The organism is Rhodopseudomonas palustris, assembly GCF_007005445.1.
GTDB lineage: Bacteria > Pseudomonadota > Alphaproteobacteria > Rhizobiales > Xanthobacteraceae > Rhodopseudomonas > Rhodopseudomonas palustris_G.
Genome location: NZ_CP041387.1, coordinates 1,902,602 through 1,923,685 on the forward strand (window position 1 = coordinate 1,902,602; position 21,084 = coordinate 1,923,685).

Below are 21,084 nucleotides of genomic sequence, written 5' to 3' on the forward strand. Positions count from 1 at the left end.
GGGCGTGACCCTCGGCAGAATCCCATGACGGACATTTTCGATTTTGTCCAGCAACGGCAGTTGGTCCTTCGGTGCATGGCGACCAATTGATGGCGCATGACGATCTCATGGAAGAGCCAGGAGAGGGCGGTGCACAACGCGGCCTTGGCAGATCGGTCGCGAGCGGCTAATCGACGAGACCCTTTTTGCAACGGACGGAAACGAAATCCTTGCGCACGCCGCTGCTGTTGATCCCGATCTCGTTGGCCATGATCTTCGGTGTGTGGTGGTGGATCGCCACCCCGATCACCCTCGAACGCGCGCCGATCGAAACCAGTTCGAAGCTGGAATGCGTGTCCTATGCGCCGTTCCGCGGCTTGCAGACGCCGCTCGATCCGACGACGCATATCGACGCCGAGCAGATCGCGCAGGACATGGAGCAACTCGCCAAGATCTCGAACTGCGTCCGGACCTATTCGATCGACAACGGACTCGACCAATTACCGCCGCTCGCCGCCAAAGCTGGGCTGAAGGTGCTGCAGGGAATCTGGCTGTCCAACGACCGTTCGAAGAATCTGGCGCAGATCGCTACCGCAGTCGGACTGACCAAGGCGTATCCGGACGTCATCACCTCGTTGGTGGTCGGCAACGAGGTGCTGCTGCGCGGCGAGATGACCGCGGCCGATCTCGCCGCCACCATCCGCCTTGTGAAGGCGCAGGCCAAGGTTCCGGTCACTTATGCGGACGTATGGGAATACTGGCTGCGCAACCGCGAGATCTACGAAGCGGTGGATTTCGTCACGATCCATATCCTGCCGTATTGGGAGGACATGCCGGTCCGTGCGCGCTATGCCGCCAACCACGTCGACGCCATCCGCAAGCAAGTTGCGGTCGCGTTTCCCGCCAAGGAGATCCTTATTGGAGAGACCGGGTGGCCGAGCGCGGGGCGGATGCGCGAAGGGGCGCTGCCGTCGCGCACCAACCAGGCCCGGGTGGTGTCCGAGATCCTGTCGCTGGCCAAGCGGGAGAATTTCCGCGTCAACCTGATCGAAGCCTACGATCAGCCGTGGAAGCGCAATCTCGAAGGTACCGTCGGCGGCTATTGGGGGCTGATCGACGCCGACAACCGGGTGGTGAAGTACCCGGCCGGCGAGCCGGTCAGCAATTTCCCGCAATGGAAGCTGATGGCCGCTGCCGGGATGGGGTTGAGCCTTGCGGTGTTCGGGACCGCGATGTTGACGCTGCGCCGGCGGCCATGGTCGCCGCGTCTGGTGGCGTGGCTGGCGGTCGGCACCTCGGCGACGGTGGCCGGGATTCTGCTCGGGGTGGGGATCGACAAGCTGCTGGTCGAGAGCTACGGCGTCGGCCGTTGGCTGCAGTGGGGACTGCTGCTCGCCTGCGGGGTGTCGACCCCGATCCTCGCAGCGCATGCGCTGATGTCGGGGCGCCCGGTCCCGACCTTCCTCGATCTGTTCGGGCCGCGGGAAGACCGCTCGCACTCGGTGGCGACCTGGGCTCTCGGCCTGGCGGTGACGGTGACCGTGCTGATCGGCGCCCAGACCGCGCTCGGCTTCACCTTCGATCCGCGCTACCGCGATTTCCCGTTCGCGTCGCTGACGATGGCGGTGGTGCCGCTGTTCTTGCTGATGGCGCTGAACCGCCCGCAGCAGGGGCCGCGGCCGATCGCCGAGGCCTCGTTTGCCGGCCTGTTCGCGGCCTGCGCGCTCTATATTGTTTTCAACGAGGGGCCGAAGAACTGGCAGTCGCTGTGGACCTGTGCGGTCTATGCGCTGCTGGCGCTCACGCTGTGGCGGGCGCGGGTCGCGAAAACCCCAGCATGAGCAGGCCGATTGCGGTCCCGGACAGCGCCACATTGTAGAGCACGATGCCGAAACCGGCGCAGATCAGCCCGCCGGTGAGAAGCACGATCGACGGCCTGATGAAATGCAGGGTGGCGATCACCAGCGCGGCGATGCCGAACACCGAATTCTGAAACAGATAGGTCATCAGCATTCGGGACTTGCACAGCATCGAGCGCAGCCCGGCGTCGCAGGCCAGCGCCACGGTCGAGAGTTCGATGGCGAGATAACGCAGGTACAGCGCGTAGCCGACCGTCGCGAAACCGACGATCAACAGAAACTGCACCTGGTACGGGGTGAGGCGGAACGGCTTTTTCTTCATGGCGTGATTATGCTGCGCTTCGGGAGGGCGAACAAGCTGAGGCGGCGGTGATGACGATGCCCGCCGGGGCTTTTAGCGGATGCCGAGGATCGACGACAGGGCGGACGGCCGTGGCGGTGGCGCCTCCTGGGGTGGCGGAGGAGGCGGAGGTGGTGGCTCTGTCTGCAATGTGACCCGCTCGCGATTCCGGCGGACCGGGCGTTGCGGCACCGGCTGCGGCGTCGCGGCAGGTGCAATCATCGGCAGCCGCTGGCCGTCATACACCGACGCCTCGCAGCCGCGATCGGCGCTGCCGAGCGCGGCGCAGGCCTTGGCGGCCGCCGCCGCATCGGCGAACGGACCGGCGACCAGCCGCAACTGCGCAGCGTTGCCGCTCTCCTTGATCATGATGATCGGCTGCAGACCTTTCAGCGCCTTCTGCTTGGCCAGCTTCCGCCACAACCCGCGCAGCCCCTCGACGGTGTTGGCGGCGCCGAGATCGATGCCGAATTCGGTGCGAGGAGCCGGAACCTCCTCCGCTGCCTCGGGCTCGTCGGCGGTATCCTCGGAGGTTGCGGCCTTCGGCCCCACCAATCTGGCCGCCCCCGGATCGGGCGGCGCCAGAAGCGAACGCGACGGCATCAGCGGCGTGGTCGAGATCATCGCAGCGGCGACATTCTGCACCGCCGGCTTTTCCGTCGGGGCCGGCTCGAGCCGACGCTTCTCGAGGTGAGGCCGTTCCTGAGATTTTTCGGCTAACGGCTTGTCGTCAGGCTGTTTTCGGATCTCCGATGAGGTCGCAGGGGCGCTCGGCGCAGCGGCGTCCTCCGGCTTGGGGAGCGGCAGTGGGACGGCCGCGGCCTGGACGGTTGCCGCCGCAAGAGTCCCAGGCGCCGGAGCCCCAGCAGGCGGAGTCCCGGCAGCCGGCGCCACCGCCGCCGGGAGCGGCTCGATCGCACCCGGCTTCTTGACCGGCGCCGCAGAGGCGCTCGGCCTGGTGTCGACCGACTTCGGCTCGACCGACTTGGTGTCGACGGGCTTGGTGTCCAAGGGCTTGGTGTCCAAGGGCTTGGTGTCCAAGGGCTTGGTGTCCAAGGGCTTGGTGTCGAACGACGCGACCGCGGGGGCCGGAGCCGGCTCCGTGGCCGGGATCTCGGGCAGCGGGTTCGCTGCCGCCTTGTCGGCGGGCTTGTCGGCGCTGCCCCGCTTGTCTGCGCCCGCGTGCGGTTTGGCGTCGCCGGTCCGCACCCGCGCGATCGACCCGGTGATCGAATCCAGATTCTGCTCGAGACTGCCGACCCGGGCGAACAGCCGGTCGCGGTCGCTGTTCAGCACCTCTATCGCGGCCGCCAGCCGGGTGCTCGCGGTCTGGGTTTCCTTGGCGAGGCGCTGGATGGATTGTGATTGCTGGACGACCTCGGCCGCCGCGGACTGCTCGCGGCGCCGGTCCGTCACGTTCTGGACCGCCATCACGGCGAGCACCAGCGCGCCGAGCGAGGCGGCCGCCCACGAGCCGAGCCGCCACTTGTCGCGGGTGTCCAGCTCTTCCTCGTCGGCCAGCAGCCGCGTCAGCCAGCCGCCCGGTTCCTCGGTGGCGAAGCTGTCTGCCAGATCGTCGGTCTTTCTGGCCATCGGATGGTCTCAAAGCCTTGGGGCGCGCAACGCGAATCAGTTCGCCGAGAGTATCAGGGAATTGCCTTCTTCAGGTGCCCGGCGCCGGCTGCGCTGCTGGGAAAGCGGTTTCCACTTCGCCGCAAAACCCTCTATGACGGCCGCGTCGTCACAATACGGATTTTGATATGACTGCCAGAACCAGCCTGACGATCGTGCTTGCTGCCGGCGAGGGGACGCGGATGCGCTCGTCGCTGCCGAAAGTGCTGAATCCGGTCGCCGGCCGCTCGTTGCTCGCCCATGTGCTGAGCGCGGCTCCGCACGGCGAGCGCGACCGGCTGGCGGTGGTGATCGGCCCGGATCATCAGGCGGTCGGCGACGAGGCCAAGCGGGTCCGCGCCGACGCGACGACCTTCATTCAGGCGCAGCGGCTGGGCACCGCGCATGCGGTGCTGGCCGCCAGAGAGGCGCTCGCCGAAGGCGCCGACGACGTGCTGGTCGCGTTCGGCGACACGCCGCTGATCTCGGCCGAGACGTTCGCCCGGCTGCGTGAGCCGCTGCGCGGCGGCTCGTCGCTGGTGGTGCTTGGCTTTCGCGCCGCCGATCCGACCGGCTATGGCCGGCTGGTGGTTCAAAACGGCGAGCTGGTGGCGATCCGCGAGCAGGCCGACGCCAGTGCGGACGAGCTGAACATCACGCTGTGCAACGCCGGCGTGATGGCGATCGACGGCAAGATCGCGCTCGACGTGCTCGGCAAGATCGGCAATGCCAACGCCAAGGGCGAATACTATCTGACCGATGCGGTCGGCATCGTTCGCGACCTCGGCCTGACCGCCAGCGTGATCGAGACCGGCGAAGACGAGGTTCGCGGCATCAACACCAAAGCGCAGCTCGCAGAAGCCGAGACCGTGATGCAGACCCGGCTGCGCCAGGCGGTGATGGCAGCCGGCGTCACTCTGATTGCGCCCGAGACCGTCTATCTCGCCACCGACACGATGTTCGGGAAGGACGTGGTGATCGAACCGTTCGTGGTGATCGGCCCCGGCGTGTCGATCGGCGACGGCGCCGTGATCCATTCCTTCTCACACCTCGCCGACGCCAGGATCGGCGCCAAGGCGCAGGTCGGGCCCTATGCGCGGCTGCGTCCGGGTACGTCGCTCGGCGACGGCGCCAAGATCGGCAATTTCGTCGAGACCAAGGCCGCGCAGATCGACGCCGGCGCCAAGGTCAATCATCTGACCTATATCGGTGACGCCCACATCGGCGCGTCCGCCAACATCGGCGCCGGCACCATCACCTGCAATTACGACGGCTTCGACAAACACAAGACCGAGATCGGGGCGGGCGCTTTCATCGGCTCGAATTCGTCGCTGGTGGCGCCGGTCAAGATCGGCGCCGGCGCCTATGTCGGCTCCGGCTCGGTGATCACCAAGGACGTGCCGGATGACGCGCTGGCGGTCGAGCGCAACGATCAGCGGCTCAAGGACGGCTGGGCCAAGCGTTTCCGGGATGCCAAGTCTCGCCATCGCAAGCCGAAGGCGCATTGATGCCAGCGGTTTGGCTTAACCTTGTGTCAAATCGCAATAATTGTTGACTACCAAGGCTTTCACAGAAGCCGCTAGAAGTCGGGAGCGTCGGCAGGTCGTCCGGCGAACTGGGGATCATTCAACCGCATGTGCGGCATCATTGGAATTCTGGGACGTGGACCGGTCGCCGAGCAACTGGTCGATTCGCTGAAGCGGCTCGAATATCGCGGCTATGATTCCGCCGGTGTTGCGACGCTGGAAGGCGGCGAGCTGGTCCGGCGCCGTGCCGAAGGCAAGTTGAAGAATCTCGAAGCGGTGTTGAAGAAGCATCCGCTCGCCGGCCACGTCGGTATCGGCCACACCCGCTGGGCGACCCACGGCAAGCCGAACGAGATCAACGCCCATCCGCATGCGGCCGCCGGAGTTGCGGTCGTGCACAACGGCATCATCGAGAATTTCCGCGAACTGCGTGACGAGCTCGAGCGCGGCGGCGCGGTGTTCGCCAGCGAGACCGACACCGAGGTGGTGGCGCATCTGGTCAATTCCTTCATATCGGAGGGGCTGTCGCCAGCGGATGCTGTGAAGGCGGCGCTGCCGCGGCTGCGCGGCGCGTTCGCGCTGGCATTCGTGTTCAAGGGGCACGACGATCTGATGATCGGCGCCCGCAAGGGCTCTCCGTTGGCGATCGGCTATGGCGACGGCGAGATGTATCTCGGCTCGGACGCGATCGCGCTGGCGCCGCTGACCGACGACATCAGCTACCTCGACGACGGTGACTGGGTGGTGCTGACCCGCAAAGGCGCCGAAGTCCGCAATGCCAAGGGCGATGTCGTCCAGCGCGAGGTGATGAAGTCGGGCGCTTCTTCCTTCGTCGTCGACAAGGCCAATTATCGTCATTTCATGGCCAAGGAGATCCACGAGCAGCCGGAGGTCGTCGGCCATACGCTGGCGCGCTACCTCGATATGGCGAGCGAGCGGATCGCGTTGCCGATGAAGCTGCCGTTTGATTTCAAAGACATCCGGCATCTGTCGATCACCGCCTGCGGCACCGCGAACTACGCCGGCTACGTCGCGAAATATTGGTTCGAACGCTTTGCGCGCTTGCCGGTCGAGATCGATATCGCCTCCGAATTCCGCTACCGCGAGGCGCCTTTGCATGGCGGCGATCTGGCGATCTTCATCTCGCAGTCGGGCGAAACCGCCGATACGCTGGCGGCGCTGCGCTACGCCAAGGAGCAGGGGCTGCACACGCTGTCGGTCGTCAACGTCCCGACCTCGACCATCGCGCGCGAAAGCGAGGTGGTGATGCCGACCCTGGCCGGCCCTGAGATCGGCGTCGCCTCGACCAAGGCGTTCACTTGCCAGCTCACGGCGCTGGCGGCTCTCGCGATTGCGGCGGGCCGTGCCCGCGGCACCTTGAGCGATGCCGACGAGGCCAAGTTGGTGCATGGTCTGATCGAGCTTCCCCGACTGATGGCGGCCGCGCTGACGCACGAGCCGCAGATCGAGCGGCTGGCCCGCGACATCGCCAAGGCGCAGGACGTGCTTTATCTCGGCCGCGGCACGTCCTATCCGCTCGCGCTCGAGGGGGCGCTGAAGCTGAAGGAAATCTCCTACATTCATGCCGAAGGTTACGCCGCCGGCGAACTCAAGCACGGTCCGATCGCGCTGATCGACGAGAAAATGCCGGTGGTCGTGATCGCGCCTTACGACCGGGTATTCGAAAAGACCGTCTCGAACATGCAGGAGGTCGCCGCGCGCGGCGGCCGGATCATCCTGATGACCGACGCCAAGGGTGCCGAAGAGGCCACCGTCGAATCGGTGGTGACGATCGTGATGCCCGACATGGCCGCAGCCTTCACCCCGATGGTCTATGCCATTCCGGTGCAACTGCTCGCCTACCATACCGCCGTGGTGATGGGGACCGACGTCGACCAGCCGCGCAATCTGGCAAAATCGGTGACGGTCGAATAGGCAATTCGCTGTGTTGAGGCTGTCTGTCCACACCGGCCGGTTGTTGCCCGGCCGCCGACCCCCTATATCTGGCTCCGAGGCAGGGCGCCGACGTGCCGCGATCGACACTGGCCGGGTCGTTTCGATCGCACACTCCATCGGAGCTCTGTTACATTGAAAGTTGCGTCGGGCCGCTGGCCGCGACGCCCGTAGCACCGACCTGGACTCCTGATGAACGACAAGCTGTCGCCCCCGCCCGGTGAGACCCCGCAGGACCCGCCGCGCGGCGTGATGGCCCGGGTCCGGAACTATTTCCTGACCGGCCTGATCGTGGCCGGGCCGGTGCTGATCACCTTCTATCTGACCTGGTGGTTCGTGAACTGGGTCGACGGCTTCGTTCGGCCGCTGATTCCGCCGGACTATCGCCCCGAAACCTATCTGCCGTTTGCGCTGCCCGGATCGGGTCTGGTGATCGCCTTCGTCGCGCTGACGCTGCTCGGCTTCCTGACCGCCAATCTGATCGGCCGCACCTTGGTCGACCTCGGCGAGCGGCTGCTTGGCCAGATGCCGGTAGTGCGCGCGATCTATCGCGGCTTGAAGCAGGTGTTCGAGACGCTGTTCTCCGGCAGCGGCAACAGCCTGCGCAAGGTCGGACTGGTCGAATTCCCGTCGCCCGGGATGTGGTCGATCGTGCTGATCTCGCTGCCGCCCAACCAGGAGGTCGCCGGCAAGATCCCGAACAAGGACGAGCACATTTCGGTGTTCCTGCCGTGCGCGCCGAACCCGACCACCGGCTTCTTCTTCTACGTGCCGAAGAGCAAGGTGATCCCGGTCGACATGAGCGCGGAAGAGGCGGCGACGCTGATCATGTCTGCCGGTGTGGTGCAGCCGGGCTCCGATCCGCAGAAGAAGATCGCGGCGCTGGCCGCGACCGCACTCGCCGCCAAGAAGGCCCGCGATCCGGACGAGCCGGAATCGGCGTTCTCGCGTCGGCGGCTCAAGCCGCCCGAGAAGGCGTCCGACAAGGTCGATTAGTCAGACTCATCTCCACATTAGTCATTCCGGGGCGCTCACGCAGTGAGCGAACCCGGAATCTAGAGATGTTCTGCGTGCGACTACGTTCCACCAACTTCGGGATTCCGGGCTCGCGAGCTGCGCTCGCGCCCCGGAATGACGCTCGGTAACTAACCAGCTCCCAGCAGCGGGATTGCCTCGTCGCGTTCGTACAGATACAGCAGGCAGCGCAGCGCTTCGCCGGACGGGCCTTCGAGCTTGGGATTCTCCTTCAGGATCCGCAGCGCTTCGTCGCGCGCCTGGGTGATGAGCTGGGCGTGAACTTCGGAGCGTGCGATCCGGTAGCCGGGCAGGCCGCTCTGGCGGGTGCCGAGCACGTCGCCTTCGCCGCGCAGCTTGAGGTCTTCCTCGGCGATCCGGAAACCGTCGGTGGTATCGCGGATCACGCGTAAGCGCGCCGCCGAGAGTTCGCCGAGCGGCTCGCGATACAGCAGCAAGCACGTCGACGCCTCACTGCCGCGGCCGACCCGGCCGCGAAGCTGATGCAGTTGTGCCAGACCGAACCGTTCGGCGTTTTCGATCACCATGATGGTGGCTTCGGGCACGTCGACACCGACCTCGACCACCGTGGTGGCGACCAAGACGCTGATCTCGCCGCGCGCGAACTGGCCCATCACCTGGTCCTTGTCGCTGCCGCGCATCCGGCCGTGCACCAGCCCGACCTGGTGGTCGCCGAAGCGCTGTCGCAACGACTCGAAACGCTGTTCGGCGTCGGTGAGTTTGACGGTCTCGGATTCTTCCACCAGCGGGCAGATCCAGTACACGCGTTTGCCGACGGCGATGGCGCGGCCGATGCCGTCGATGACTTCGGGCAGCCGGGTGTCGGACAGCGTGCGGGTGTCGATCGGCTGGCGGCCGGCGGGCTTCTCGCGGAGTTCCGAAACGTCCATGTCGCCGAAGTAAGTCAGCACCAGCGTGCGCGGGATCGGCGTTGCGCTGAGCACCAGCACGTCGACATCGGCGCCCTTGCTGGTCAGCGCCAGACGCTCGCGCACGCCGAAACGGTGCTGCTCGTCGACCACCGCTAGCGCCAGCGATTTGTAGATCACGTCGTCCTGGATCAGCGCGTGGGTGCCGACCAGAAAATCGATCTCGCCGGCGGCGAGGCGCTCCAGGATCTCGCGGCGTTCCTTGCCTTTCTCGCGGCCGGTCAGGATCGCGACCTGCATCCCGGCGCGTTCGGCGAGCGGCGCGATGGTTTTGATGTGCTGACGGGCGAGGATTTCGGTCGGCGCCATCAGTGCCGCCTGCTTGCCGGCCTCGGCGACCGCCGCTGCGGCCAGCAGCGCCACCACGGTCTTTCCGCTTCCGACGTCGCCCTGCAGCAGCCGCAGCATCCGCACCGGTTGGCGCAGATCCTCGGCGATCGCCGCCGCGGCCTGCTGCTGCGAGGCGGTGAGTGCATAAGGCAACGCGTCGATGATCTTGTGACGCAGCCGACCGTCGCCGGCGTTGCGGCTGCCGGCCGGGCGGCGGAGCTGCGCCCGCACCAAAGCCAGCGCGAGTTGCCCGGCGAGCAGTTCGTCATAGGCCAGGCGCGACCAATACGGCCCGTCCGGCAGAATGTCGGTCGGCTGGTCCGGGATGTGGACGTGCTTCAGCGCTTCGGCGAACGAGGGAAACCGGCAGCGCCGCAGCACCTCGGGGCTGATCCATTCCGGCAGCGCCGGCAGCTTGGTCAGCGCCTGCGCCACCGCGCGGCGCAGCGAGCCGATCGCCAGTCCCTCGGTCAGCGGATACACCGGATCGATCTGCGGCAGCTTGGCGAAGGCTTCCTCGTCGACGACGCGGTCCGGATGCACGATCTGCAGCGTGCCGTCGTAGAGCTGGCCGGTGCCGGAGACGTAGCGCTTGGCGCCGACCGGCAGCAGCTTCTGCACATAGTCCGGCTTGGCGCGGAAGAACGTCAGCACCACGTCGCCGGTGTCGTCGCTGGCATAGACCAGATACGGCGCGCGGGAGCGGCCCGGCGGCGGTGCGCGGTGGCGATCGACCGTCACCTCCAGCGTCACCACCGTGCCCGGCACGGCGTCGCGAATCTTCGGCCTGGCGCGCCGGTCGATCACGCTGGTCGGCAGATGCAGCAGCAGATCGGCCAGCCGCGGGGTGTCGTCGCGGTCCAGCAGATAGCGGAACAGCTTGTCCTGTTTCGGCCCGACGCCGGAAAGGCTGGTGACCGGGGCGAACAGCGGATTGAGCAGAGCAGGGCGCATCGAACCAAGGCGGGTGGGATGGGCGGTGTCCGCAGGGTTGGCTGCATTTGCCGCCGATTGCAATGCGTCCGTGCGGGCTGACAGCGGCGATTGTGACGGCTATACCAGCCTCGCCCGGCACGTCCGGGCTTTTGGCGTTGAGGTGGATTTCGACATGACGGGCACCACACGGTCGAGCGGCGGGCTCGACGACCGCCGCAAGCGGCTGCTGTTCCGCTGCTGGCATCGCGGCACACGCGAGATGGATCTGATTCTCGGCCAGTTCGCCGACGCCGAGATCGGCACGCTGTCGGAGGCGGAGCTCGACGAGCTGGAGCGGCTGATCGAGGTCAACGACCACGATCTCTACGCCGCGGTCGCCGGCGGCGACACGCTGCCGGCCGAGTTCAAGGGCGGTCTGTTCGAACGGATCAAGACCTACGGCCATCAGGACGGCGCCGTATGAAGACTCCGAGCAGGTCGCCGGCGGAACAGCTTACGCCCGGCAAGGCGCTGACCTTCGCCAACGTCGCCGAAGGCGCCGAAGGGCTGATCATCGCCGATCTGGCCCGCGCGGTCGCGGCCAAGCCGAAGGCGCCCGCCGTCAGCCTGACGGTGATCTGCCGCGACGGCCCGCGGATGCAGCAACTCGCGCGCAGCCTCGAGTTCTTCGCGCCTGATCTCGAGGTGCTGCAGTTTCCGGCCTGGGACTGCCAGCCTTATGACCGCGTTTCGCCGCACGCCGGCATCCTGGCGCAGCGTGTCACCACCCTGGCGAAGCTGTCGCGCCTGACCGGCAGCGACAAGCCGCTGATCGTGCTGACGACGGTCAACGCCGCCGTGCAGCGGGTGCCGGTGCGCGAGATTGTCGCCGCGCAGGCGCTGTCGGTGGCCCCCGGTAACGTCGTGCCGATGGATTCGATCGTCGCGTGGCTCGAACACAACGGCTACAGCCGCGCCTCCACGGTGCGCGAAGCCGGCGAATATGCGGTGCGCGGCGGCATCCTCGACCTGTTTCCTGCCGGCCTCGACCAGCCGGTGCGGTTCGACTTCTTCGGCGACCAGCTCGAATCGATCCGCACCTTCGACGCCGAGACCCAGCGCACGCTGCACACCATGCGCGGCCTGGATCTGGTGCCGGTGTCGGAATTCCAGCTCGTCACCGAAACCATCCGCCGGTTCCGGATGGGCTATGTCGCCACCTTCGGCGCGCCGCACCCGGACGATCAGCTCTACGCCGCGGTCAGCGAAGGTCGCCGCCATCCCGGCATGGAGCACTGGCTGCCGCTGTTCCAGGAGCGGATGGACACGCTGTTCGATTACCTGAAGGCAACGCCGGTCGCGATCGAGCCGCAGAGCGAGGATGCCGCGCGCGAGCGCTTCAAGCAGATCGCCGACTATTACGACGCCCGCCGCGAAGCGATGGACCAGCCCGGCTCCGGCGCGATCTACAAGCCGCTGCCGCCGGATCAACTCTATCTCACCGACAGCGAATGGACCGCGCGGCTGGAAGGCGTGCCGCTGGCACGGCTGACGCCGTTCGCGCTGCCGGAAGACACCAGCAACGTCATCGACGCAGGCGCCCGGGCCGGCCGCAACTTTGCGCCGGAGCGCGCGGACGCCAACGTCAACGTGTTCGAGCAGCTTGTGGCGCACGTCTATGCGCTGCAGGCGGTGCGCAAGAAGGTCGTGATCGCACTGTGGAGCGAAGGCTCGCGCGACCGCATGGCGAGCATGCTGAAGGACCACAAGCTAGTCGCGCTTACCAGCGTCAATTCCTGGCGTACCGTGCAGGCGACGCCGCGCAACGAAACCATGCTGGCGGTGGTCGGGCTGGAGTCCGGCTTCGAGACCGACGCCTTTGCAGTGATCACCGAGCAGGACGTGCTCGGCGACCGTTTGGTGCGCCAGCGCAAGGCCAGCAAGAAGCTCGACAACTTCATCTCCGAAGTCACCAGCCTGTCGACCGGCGATATCGTCGTGCATGTCGAGCACGGCATCGGCCGCTTCGTCGGCCTGCAGACGCTCCAGGTCGGCGGCGCGCCGCACGACTGCGTCGAGCTGCACTATGCGAACGAAACCAAGCTGTTTCTGCCGGTCGAGAACATTGAACTGCTGTCGCGCTACGGCTCCGACGGCACCACGGTCGAACTCGACAAGCTCGGCGGTTCGGGCTGGCAGGCGCGCAAGGCCAAGCTGAAGAACCGCATCCGTCAGATCGCCGGCGAACTGATCAAGGTCGCGGCCGAACGGCATTTGCGCGAGGCGCCGAAGCTGCCGATCCAGCCGCAGCTCTACGACGAATTCTGTGCGCGCTTCCCCTACGATGAAACCGAGGATCAGCTCGCCGCCATCAACGCGGCGCTCGGCGATCTGGAGAAGGGCACGCCGATGGACCGCCTGGTCTGCGGCGACGTCGGCTTCGGCAAGACCGAAGTGGCGCTGCGCGCCGCCTTCGCGGTGGCGCTCGACGGCAAGCAGGTGGCGGTCGTGGTCCCGACCACGCTGCTGGCGCGGCAGCACGCCAAGACCTTCACCGAACGCTTCCGCGGGTTCCCGGTCAATGTCGGGCAGGCGTCGCGGCTGGTCAGCGCCAAGGAGCTGACCCAGGTCAAGAAGGGCATCGCCGACGGCACGCTCGACATCGTGGTCGGCACCCACGCGCTGCTCGGCAAGTCGATCAAGTTCAAGGATCTCGGCCTCGTCATCGTCGACGAGGAGCAGCATTTCGGCGTCACCCACAAGGAGAAGCTGAAGCAGCTCCGCGCCGAGGTGCACGTGCTGACGCTGAGCGCGACGCCGATCCCGCGCACGCTGCAGCTCGCCATGACCGGGGTGCGCGATCTGTCGATCATCGCGTCGCCGCCGGTCGACCGGCTCGCGGTGCGTACCTTCGTGGCGCCGCACGATCCCTTGATGATCCGCGAGGCGCTGCTGCGCGAGCGCTATCGCGGCGGCCAGGCGTTCTACGTCGTGCCGCGGATCGACGATCTCGCTGAGGTGAAGGACTTCCTCGACAAGCACGTGCCTGAGATGAAGGTCGCAGTCGCCCACGGCCAGATGCCGCCGGCGGTGATCGAGGACATCATGTCGGCGTTCTACGACGGCAAGTTCGACATCCTCTTGTCGACCACGATTGTCGAATCCGGTCTCGATATTCCGAACGCCAATACGCTGATCGTGCATCGCGCCGACATGTTCGGCCTGGCGCAATTGTATCAGCTCCGCGGCCGCGTCGGCCGGTCGAAGCTGCGCGCCTATGCGCTGTTCACGCTGCCGCAGCACAACATCACCGCGCAGGCGGAGCGCCGGCTCAAAGTGCTGCAATCGCTGGAGACGCTCGGGGCCGGATTCCAGCTAGCATCGCACGACCTCGACATCCGCGGCGCCGGCAATCTGCTCGGCGAAGAACAGTCCGGCCACATCAAGGAAGTCGGCTTCGAGCTGTATCAGCAGATGCTGGAGGAGGCGATCACCAACCTCAAGGCCGGCATCGTCGACGAACCGGTCGCCGATCGCTGGTCGCCGCAGATCACCATCGGCATGCCGGTGCTGATCCCGGAGGACTTCGTTGCCGATCTTGCGGTGAGGCTGTCGCTGTATCGCCGGCTCGCCGATCTCGACACCGACGAGGAGATCGAGAACTTCGCAGCCGAGCTGCGCGACCGTTTCGGTCCGCTGCCGGACGAGGTGCGCTATTTGTTCAAGGTGGCGGCGATCAAGGCGTATTGCCGCCGTGCCAATGTCGAGAAGGTCGACGCCGGTCCGAAGGGCGTCGTCATCAGCTTCCGCGACAACGCCTTCGCGCAGCCGGACAAGCTGGTGTTCTTCATCAAGCGCCACGGCGAAGCCGCCAAGGTGCGGCCCGACATGAAGGTGGTGTTCTTCCAGGTCTGGAAGACGCCGGAAGAGCGGCTGATGGGCACGACCGATATCCTCAAGCAGCTCGCCGACCTCGCCGAGAACCGCAAGGCGGCGTGATCTTTCGCCGCCACGTCATTGCGAGGCGGCGAAACCGACGAAGCGATCCAACTGTGTATGGGGCCTCTGGATTGCTTCGCCTTCGGCTCGCAATGACGGGGAGCGCGTTATCTGATTAGTGCGCTTCATCGATTGATTGATGCCAGGCTTGCCCTCCCCAAGGGCAGGGAGACCTCATCCTGCGGTGCCCGGCAAAGCCGGACGTCTCGAAGGATGAGAAGCCGCATGGCTTGTGGCGCATGGTTCGAGACGGCGCTTCGCGCCTCCTCACCATGAGGATTGTGCTTGTTGGGACTACGCCGAAGTGCGCTCCAGATTCAACTGAGAACGGACCACCTCTAGCCTGCGGCTCTCACGACGCCGCGCGGCGGCGGTCCTGCTGGACGACGCGGGTCAGGATGGCGCGGGCGGATTCGTCCGGCATCAGGGTGGCGACGCTGACGTCGGGATCGATCCGTGCCTCGCGCCGGGCGCTGTGCGCGGTCTGCTTGATCACGCTGCTGAGCCGGCGTGCGATCGCCTGGGCGTTGCGCAGGTCGGTCGCGGCGAACACCACCAGCAGGGTGCCGTCGGTCTGCAGCGTGCCGAAATCCATCTTGCGCATCAGCCGGCTGACAATCCGGGCGGCGTCGTGGACCGCGCGGCGATCGGCGCGGTGCAGGACGAAGCGCGCGACCGACAGGCCTTCGCCGCGAGTCTGGGCCTGATACACGGCGGTCGCAAAATCGCGCTCGAATGCAGTCTCGGTCAGCAAGCCAGTGCGGGGATCGAGCAGCCCGCCCGCGTCGAGCGAGGCGAGGGTGCGGGTGAGGCGGGCTTCGAAGGCGTGCTGGCGCACCAGCGGCAGCGCGGCACCGACGATCTGCGCCGGGGTGCCGTCGACGAATTCAAGGTATGGCAGCTCGACTTCCGGCTGCGGGGCCGCGACGCCGACTACGATCGGCAGGTGCCGAAACCGGGTATCCTCCGACAATACGGTGAGAAACGCATCGACCACGCGCGGGCTGAAACCTTCGGCCAGCACAATGCCGTCGAGGTCGCGGGCGTTGAGATGCTTGGCGGCGGCCTCGATCGACAATGCGCCGACCACCCCGACGCGTTCGCCGAGCGCGACCGACAGCGCCGGATAGGCCGCGCCGCGACCGATCAGCAGCACGGTGGCGTCCTGCAACGGGTCGTTGTCGGACAGCTCGGTGAGGCCGCCCGGATCGGTCAGGCGCCGCATCGCGGTGGCGTGCAGCGTCCGTACTCGCAGTGCCGCGCGCAGCCGCGGCGCAAGATGGATCAATTCGCGCGGATCGGCGCTGAACGGCATCGCATTGTCGGGCAGAGGACCATCCGCCCCGATCGCGATCAACGGTACATAGGGTTGCAGCAGCCCGACCTGGCGGGCGAGGGTCGCGAGCGCGCCGGCGGGCGCGCCACCATCGACGACCACGGCCGACGGTCGCAGCCGGCCGATCGCGTCAGCCGCATCGGAGCACGACGCGGTGAGCACCGGAAACAGTTTGGCGTCCGTCAGCGCAGCAAGGGTCAGCGAACTGTCGTCGCCGGTCACGACGAGGATAGGCGCGTGGTACGACATTCCAAGAACGGCTCCCGCAGTCGAGGCGGAAAACCGTAAGCGGTCGCTGTTAATGCGGCGTCAACGTCGATGCGCGGTTTTCATCGAGCTTCGGTGCGTCGCGGAAGGCTTCGACCATCAAAGGGTTTAGGCCGAGTTCTGAAAGTGCTTCGCGAGCTCTGGAATTGTCCTGCGCGCGGCCCGCGAGCCGGTAGCCGCTGAGCCGGTCCGGCAGCGCCGTCAGCAGCGCGCCCTGGCCGAGCCGCTTCGCCCATTCCTGCAGGTCGAGCGCCAGGAAGCGATAGCCGCCGACCGCCATCACCCCGGCGGGCGGTGCGGTGATGCACACCGCCCCGGTGGCGCGGTCGAGCCGCGCCGCGTAGCCGGTATCGACAAAGTCCGGCGGCGGCGCCATCGGGATCGAACTGTTGAGCGGCGGCAGCGGCGCATAGGCCGCGAGCGTCACCATCGGGCCGCGCAGCCCGAGCGTGCCCTTCGGCGTGATCAAGACCTCGCCCGCGGTCGAGCCGCCGGCATGACCGCGCGGCGCGGTGTGCGGTCCCGGCATGATCGCCGCCGGTGTGCCGTCCGCGGCACGCTGGGCGCCGAACAGGCCGGCTTCGCCGAACAGATAGATGTCGGTGAAGTTCGCCGGCGCGCCGATCCAGGACGGGCTGGCGCCGACCTGTTCGGGCGACCGCCACAGCCCGACCACGCTGCGCAGCGACGGCGCCTGCGCCGCAAGGCCGGCCTCGCCGAGCCGGAGCGCCAGGGGCGCCGGCGTCACCAGCGCCTGACACCCCAGTTCGACGATCTGCCGCTCCAGCACCGCGTCGTCGAATGGATGGTGCAGCGCCAGCGTGCCGCCGCTGAGCAGCCAGGTCACCATCGACGAGGCGAGGCCGGCGAACGATGCGGGCGTCTGCGCCGACAGCATCACCGCGCCTTGCGGGATCGCGCTTTCGAGGAACACCACGAGTCCGCCGGCGATCAGGTGCAGATGGCTGCGCGGGATGGCGCGGACGCCGTCGCTGGTTGTGTCGAACGAGATCACCGCGGCGCGGCGGGCCTCCTGCAGCCCGGGCGGCGGCGGCAGCGCGCTGTCGTCGGCCATCGCGGCGTCGAGCGACGCCATGCCTTCGGGCAGGTCGTCGCCGAAGCCGCAGACGTGGCGGATCGAGAACGCCTCGGCAGCGGCGTTCATGGCGAGATCGGCGTGGCTGACGCCGTCGATCCAGCGCGTCGAGACGATCGCCCGCGCGCCGGTACGGTTCAGCGCGGCGGTGAGATCGGCATGGCGCCAGAGCTGCGGCAGCAGTGCGACGACGAGACCGGCGCGATGCGCCGCCAGCACTGTCAGCACGAATTCGACGGTGTTCGGCAACTGCACCGCGATCACCGAATTGCTCGGCAGCCCGGCGGTGACGAAATGCGCCGCCAGCGCGGAGATCGCGCGGTCGGCCTCGGCGTAGGTCAGGCGCATCGGCTGCTGCCCGGTGATACGCTGTTTGTCGGGCGGATCGATCAGCGCGACCGCATCCGGCTGCCGTGCCAGGGTGCGGCGAAACAGTCCGTCGAGCGTCGGCGAGGTGTTGGGCTGGCTCACAGGATCACCTCTGCTGCGGTTGCTGCGGCGATGGCCGAGACCACCACGTCTCCGGAAGATAGCCGGTCAAAGCCGTGGTGTTCGGCATCTCTATCCGATTCCACCGCGCGATCCATTGCTCCCGGATGCTGTACACAGGGACTACGTAGAACCCCGAGATCAGCATCCGGTCGAGTGCCCGCACCGCATCGACGAAATCGGTGCGGCCGCGCGCGCGCAGCAGCGCCGCGATCATCGCGTCGATCGCCTGGTCCCTGGCGCCCATATAGTTGCGGGTGCCGGGCGTGTCGGCTGCGTCGCTGCCCCAGTAGAACGCCTGCTCGTTGCCCGGAGACAGCGACTGATCCCAGCGGTTCGGGATCATATCGAAATCGTAGCTCAATCGGCGCTGGTCGAACTGGACCGCGTCGACCGTTCGGACCGACACGGTGATGCCGGCGCGCTTGACGTCGCGGGCGAAGGCGAGCGCGATCCGCTCCTGTTCGCGCGTCGTCACCAGCATCTCGAACGACAACGGCTGGCCGGTGTCGCGCTTGCGCAGGATGGTGCCGTCGAGTTGGTATCCGGCCTGCCCGAGCAGGTCGAGCGCACGGCGCAGCCCGGTGCGATCGCGCCCCGAGCCGTCGCTCTCCGGCAGCCTGTAACTGCCGTCGACGATATCGGGGCGCAGGCGCGCCAGATACGGCTGCAGCAGCGTGCGCTCGCCGTCTTCGGCCGCGCGGCCGTAGGCCGACAGATCCGATCCGCCGAAGAATCCGCCGGCGCGGGAGTACAGGCCGAAGAAGTAGTTGCGGCTGATCCATTCGAAATCGAACAGGTTCAACAGCGCCTCGCGAACCCGGATGTCGGCGAACACCGGCCGGCGGGTGTTGAACACCAGGCAGTCTGTCGGCTCCGGGGTGCCGGGCTTGATCGCGAGGCGGCTCACCTCGCCGCGGCGGGCCGCGGGGAAGTCGTAGCCTTCGTGCCAGCGCAGCGGGTCGGTCTCGACGCGGAAGTCGTACAGGCCGCGTTTGAACGCCTCGAATTGTGCATTGGCCTCGCGGAAGTAGTCGATCCGGACTTCGTCGAAATTCCACGAACCCCGGTTGATCGGCAGATCCCGGCCCCAGTAGTTCGGATCGCGGGTGAGGGTGACGCTGGTGCCCGCCTGGACCCGGGTGACCCGGTAGGGGCCGGAGCCGAGCGGTGGCGTCAGCGAGGTTTCCTCAAATCGGTCGGGATCCACGGCGTGGCGCGGCAGCACCGGCATCAGGCCGAGGATCAGCGGTAGTTCTCGGTCCGGCGCGCCGCCGAAATCGAACCGGACGGTGAGGGGATCCAGCACTTCCGCGCGGGCCACCTTGCCGTAGTACAGGCGCAGGTTCGGGCGGCCCTTGTCGCGCAACAGCCGCCACGAGAACAGGACGTCCTCGGCGGTCACGGGCTTGCCGTCCGCGAACCGGGCACGGGAATCGATGCGGAAGGTCACATAGCTGCGGATGTCGTCGGTCTCGACCGACCGTGCGAGCAGGCCGTACAGGGTGAACGGCTCGTCATGGCCGCGCGCCAGCAGACTCTCGATCACATAGCCGCGCATCTGTTGCACCGCTATGCCTTTGACGATCAAGGGATTGAGGCTGTCGAACGCTCCGACCACGCTGGCGATCATCCGGCCGCCCTTGGGAGCATCCGGATTGACGTAGGGCATCGCCGTAAAGTCGGCCGGCTGGGCGGGCTCGCCGTGCATCGCGATGGCATGGCTGACGGTCCCGGCGGCGGAAGCGCCGGCCGGCTCGGCACCAGCGATTGTTGCGCCGCCGAGGCACCCGATGCCGACCGCCAGCGCGCAGGCGAGGGCCTTGATCCCGGGGACGATGTGGTGCTCTGATTCGGCGCGTCTCACGTCTGAATTTTTACCACATCGGCGCAGGGAAACCGGCCGCGGAGGATTGTTGCCATTGATATTTTCGTTCGCCAATGTATTGAAGGCGGGCAGTCGATGATGCCCACCGGCTCGTCACGTAACCGCCTCAATTGGCACAGAGACAGCGGCCGACGGCCGGATGTCGCTCCCGCGTCGCGGTTGGGGTGCGCGACCGTTTCAGAAAGGGTTTTCCGAATGAATTCTTGCAACTTGGTCGCGTCGGCCGGGCTGCGCGGGCGAGTCTTCGCCCTGCTGGCGGCTACCGCATTCGCCACGCTGACCGTCGCCCCCGCTGCGCAGGCCCAGCAGCAGCCGGCTGCTCCGAAGGCAGCGCCGAAAGCGGCGCCGAAGAACGCGCCGGCACCTGCGCAGCAGGCCCCCGCGCAGGCCGAGCAGCAGCAGGTTCAGTTGATCTACGCGCCCTGGACGAAGTTCTGCCTGAAGGGGCAGGACGCCAACGCCAAGCAGGTGTGCTTCACCGGCAAGGACGGCCGCATCGAATCCGGTCAGCCGGTGATCGCGGCGGTGATCATCGAGCCGGAAGGCGAGCCGAAGAAGATCCTGCGCGTGACACTGCCGCTCGGTATGCAGCTCGTTCACGGTACCCGCATCATCGTCGACGGCAATGCGCCGCAGCAGAGCCCTTATGTGATCTGCTTCGCCAACGGCTGCATGTCGGACTACGAAGCGACGCCGGAACTGGTCAACCAGCTCAAGAAGGGCCAGAATCTGGTCGTGCAGGCGATCAACTCCAACGGCGCGCCGCTGACGCTGCCGCTGCCGCTGGCGGAATTCGCCAAGGCCTATGACGGTCCGCCGACCGATCCGAAGCAGTTCGAAGAGACCCAGAAGAAGCTGCAGGAAGAGCTGCAGAAGCGCGCCGAAGAGCAGCGCAAGAAGCTGGAAGCTCAGGCTCCGGCCGGTGCCAACCCGGCCGCCAAGTAAGCCACCAAGTAACACGCGACCACGATCGCGAAACGCAAAGGGCGCCCCCGGTGGCGCCCTTTCTGTTTTCTGAGGACTCGCCTGCGCCCGCCGGGCTGTCATATCAGCCGGTGATGATCGCCATCGCGGACGACTGGGTCGCCGCTAGGCTTTCGCGTGAGGCGCCGTGCGGGAGATCCGTGCTGGTCGGGTATTTTCAACCCAGCGATCGTCGAGACGCCCGAGACGGCACCCGCGCCCGATTAGTTCAGCGACGGGTTGCGCGGCCGGTAGCCGCCGGACTTATCCTTGATGAAGATCTCGGCGACCTGGGAATGCCGGATCGGCTCGCCGGAATCGTCAGGAAGCAGGTTCTGCTCCGACACATAGGCGACGTATTCCGACTCCGCGTTTTCCGCGAGCAGGTGATAGAACGGCTGGTCCTTGCTCGGCCGCACATCTTCGGGGATCGCCAGCCACCATTCTTCGGTGTTGGCGAATTCCGGATCGATGTCGAATACCACGCCGCGGAACGAGAAGATCCGGTGGCGGACGATCTGACCGATCTGAAACTTGGCGGTTCGCGTTTTGATCATGGGAGTCGGATA

The 21,084-nt window shown here is 66.8% G+C and carries 14 protein-coding genes; 7 read left to right on the forward strand and 7 right to left on the reverse strand.

The genetic code is table 11. From position 1 onward, the window contains the following. The first annotated feature begins 209 nt into the window (after positions 1-209). The gene (locus FLL57_RS08640) at positions 210-1,820 is read left to right on the forward strand and encodes a beta-(1-6) glucans synthase (RefSeq protein WP_047309560.1); all 1,611 of its coding nucleotides are present in this window, start codon (positions 210-212) and stop codon (positions 1,818-1,820) included. On the opposite strand, the gene FLL57_RS08645 is transcribed toward FLL57_RS08640, so the two are convergent. After that, on the reverse strand, positions 1,780-2,160 hold the full coding sequence (locus tag FLL57_RS08645) for a hypothetical protein (protein ID WP_013502551.1): 381 nt from the start codon (positions 2,158-2,160) through the stop codon (positions 1,780-1,782). The two genes, FLL57_RS08640 and FLL57_RS08645, sit on opposite strands and share 41 nt — an antisense overlap. A gap of 72 nt (positions 2,161-2,232) precedes the next feature. Beyond that, complete coding sequence (locus FLL57_RS08650) at positions 2,233-3,771, reverse strand: SPOR domain-containing protein (protein ID WP_142882676.1); 1,539 nt, start codon at positions 3,769-3,771, stop codon at positions 2,233-2,235. 167 nt (positions 3,772-3,938) lie between these two features. Here FLL57_RS08650 and glmU point away from each other — a divergent pair, with 167 nt between their 5' ends. The 3 genes from glmU (at position 3,939) to FLL57_RS08665 (ending at position 8,264) form a co-directional block, all read left to right on the forward strand. Then, on the forward strand, positions 3,939-5,297 hold the full coding sequence (gene glmU, locus FLL57_RS08655) for a bifunctional UDP-N-acetylglucosamine diphosphorylase/glucosamine-1-phosphate N-acetyltransferase GlmU (RefSeq protein WP_047309562.1): 1,359 nt from the start codon (positions 3,939-3,941) through the stop codon (positions 5,295-5,297). A gap of 126 nt (positions 5,298-5,423) precedes the next feature. Continuing rightward, on the forward strand, positions 5,424-7,250 hold the full coding sequence (glmS, locus tag FLL57_RS08660) for a glutamine--fructose-6-phosphate transaminase (isomerizing) (protein WP_013502548.1): 1,827 nt from the start codon (positions 5,424-5,426) through the stop codon (positions 7,248-7,250). A gap of 210 nt (positions 7,251-7,460) precedes the next feature. Then, positions 7,461-8,264, forward strand: coding sequence for a DUF502 domain-containing protein (locus FLL57_RS08665; protein WP_047309563.1), 804 nt, complete (start codon positions 7,461-7,463; stop codon positions 8,262-8,264). A gap of 149 nt (positions 8,265-8,413) precedes the next feature. Here the strand turns inward: FLL57_RS08665 and recG are convergent, their stop codons facing one another. Beyond that, complete coding sequence (gene recG, locus FLL57_RS08670; RefSeq protein WP_142882677.1) at positions 8,414-10,516, reverse strand: ATP-dependent DNA helicase RecG; 2,103 nt, start codon at positions 10,514-10,516, stop codon at positions 8,414-8,416. Between the two features lie 154 nt (positions 10,517-10,670). Between recG and FLL57_RS08675 the strand changes: the two genes are divergently transcribed. Next, positions 10,671-10,961 carry a succinate dehydrogenase assembly factor 2 gene (locus FLL57_RS08675; protein ID WP_013502545.1) on the forward strand — a complete coding sequence of 97 codons (291 nt, stop codon included), beginning with the start codon at positions 10,671-10,673 and terminating at the stop codon, positions 10,959-10,961. After that, a complete protein-coding gene (gene mfd, locus FLL57_RS08680) occupies positions 10,958-14,476 on the forward strand; it encodes a transcription-repair coupling factor (protein WP_142882678.1) in 3,519 nt (1,172 codons plus the stop codon). Before FLL57_RS08675 ends, mfd begins: the two co-directional genes overlap by 4 nt. Before the next feature lie 352 nt (positions 14,477-14,828). Here the strand turns inward: mfd and FLL57_RS08685 are convergent, their stop codons facing one another. From FLL57_RS08685 to FLL57_RS08695, 3 genes are read right to left on the reverse strand one after another with little or no spacing between them, the layout of a single operon-like run. Then, complete coding sequence (locus FLL57_RS08685; RefSeq protein WP_142882679.1) at positions 14,829-16,061, reverse strand: GGDEF domain-containing protein; 1,233 nt, start codon at positions 16,059-16,061, stop codon at positions 14,829-14,831. A gap of 49 nt (positions 16,062-16,110) precedes the next feature. Continuing rightward, entirely contained in the window at positions 16,111-17,646 is a 1,536-nt protein-coding gene (locus FLL57_RS08690) for a class I adenylate-forming enzyme family protein (protein WP_013502542.1), read from the reverse strand. A 4-nt stretch (positions 17,647-17,650) separates the two neighbouring features. Then, complete coding sequence (locus FLL57_RS08695; protein ID WP_142882680.1) at positions 17,651-19,531, reverse strand: extracellular solute-binding protein; 1,881 nt, start codon at positions 19,529-19,531, stop codon at positions 17,651-17,653. Positions 19,532-19,747: 216 nt separating this feature from the next. Here FLL57_RS08695 and FLL57_RS08700 point away from each other — a divergent pair, with 216 nt between their 5' ends. After that, positions 19,748-20,497 (forward strand): invasion associated locus B family protein, encoded by a 750-nt coding sequence (locus FLL57_RS08700; protein WP_013502540.1) that lies wholly within the window; start codon positions 19,748-19,750, stop codon positions 20,495-20,497. A 242-nt stretch (positions 20,498-20,739) separates the two neighbouring features. Here the strand turns inward: FLL57_RS08700 and hspQ are convergent, their stop codons facing one another. Further along, positions 20,740-21,072: a heat shock protein HspQ gene (hspQ, locus tag FLL57_RS08705; RefSeq protein ID WP_013502539.1), complete on the reverse strand. Its 333-nt coding sequence runs from the start codon at positions 21,070-21,072 to the stop codon at positions 20,740-20,742. Between the last annotated feature and the right edge of the window lie 12 nt (positions 21,073-21,084).

Coding starts and splice junctions, on each gene's coding strand:
- FLL57_RS08645 (WP_013502551.1), bottom strand. CDS start 2,160: ATGAAGAAAAAGCCGTTCCGCCTCACCCCGTACCAGGTGCAGTTTCTG.
- recG (WP_142882677.1), bottom strand. CDS start 10,516: ATGCGCCCTGCTCTGCTCAATCCGCTGTTCGCCCCGGTCACCAGCCTT.
- FLL57_RS08650 (WP_142882676.1), bottom strand. CDS start 3,771: ATGGCCAGAAAGACCGACGATCTGGCAGACAGCTTCGCCACCGAGGAA.
- FLL57_RS08685 (WP_142882679.1), bottom strand. CDS start 16,061: ATGTCGTACCACGCGCCTATCCTCGTCGTGACCGGCGACGACAGTTCG.
- mfd (WP_142882678.1), top strand. CDS start 10,958: ATGAAGACTCCGAGCAGGTCGCCGGCGGAACAGCTTACGCCCGGCAAG.
- glmS (WP_013502548.1), top strand. CDS start 5,424: ATGTGCGGCATCATTGGAATTCTGGGACGTGGACCGGTCGCCGAGCAA.
- FLL57_RS08665 (WP_047309563.1), top strand. CDS start 7,461: ATGAACGACAAGCTGTCGCCCCCGCCCGGTGAGACCCCGCAGGACCCG.
- glmU (WP_047309562.1), top strand. CDS start 3,939: ATGACTGCCAGAACCAGCCTGACGATCGTGCTTGCTGCCGGCGAGGGG.
- FLL57_RS08700 (WP_013502540.1), top strand. CDS start 19,748: ATGAATTCTTGCAACTTGGTCGCGTCGGCCGGGCTGCGCGGGCGAGTC.
- FLL57_RS08675 (WP_013502545.1), top strand. CDS start 10,671: ATGACGGGCACCACACGGTCGAGCGGCGGGCTCGACGACCGCCGCAAG.
- hspQ (WP_013502539.1), bottom strand. CDS start 21,072: ATGATCAAAACGCGAACCGCCAAGTTTCAGATCGGTCAGATCGTCCGC.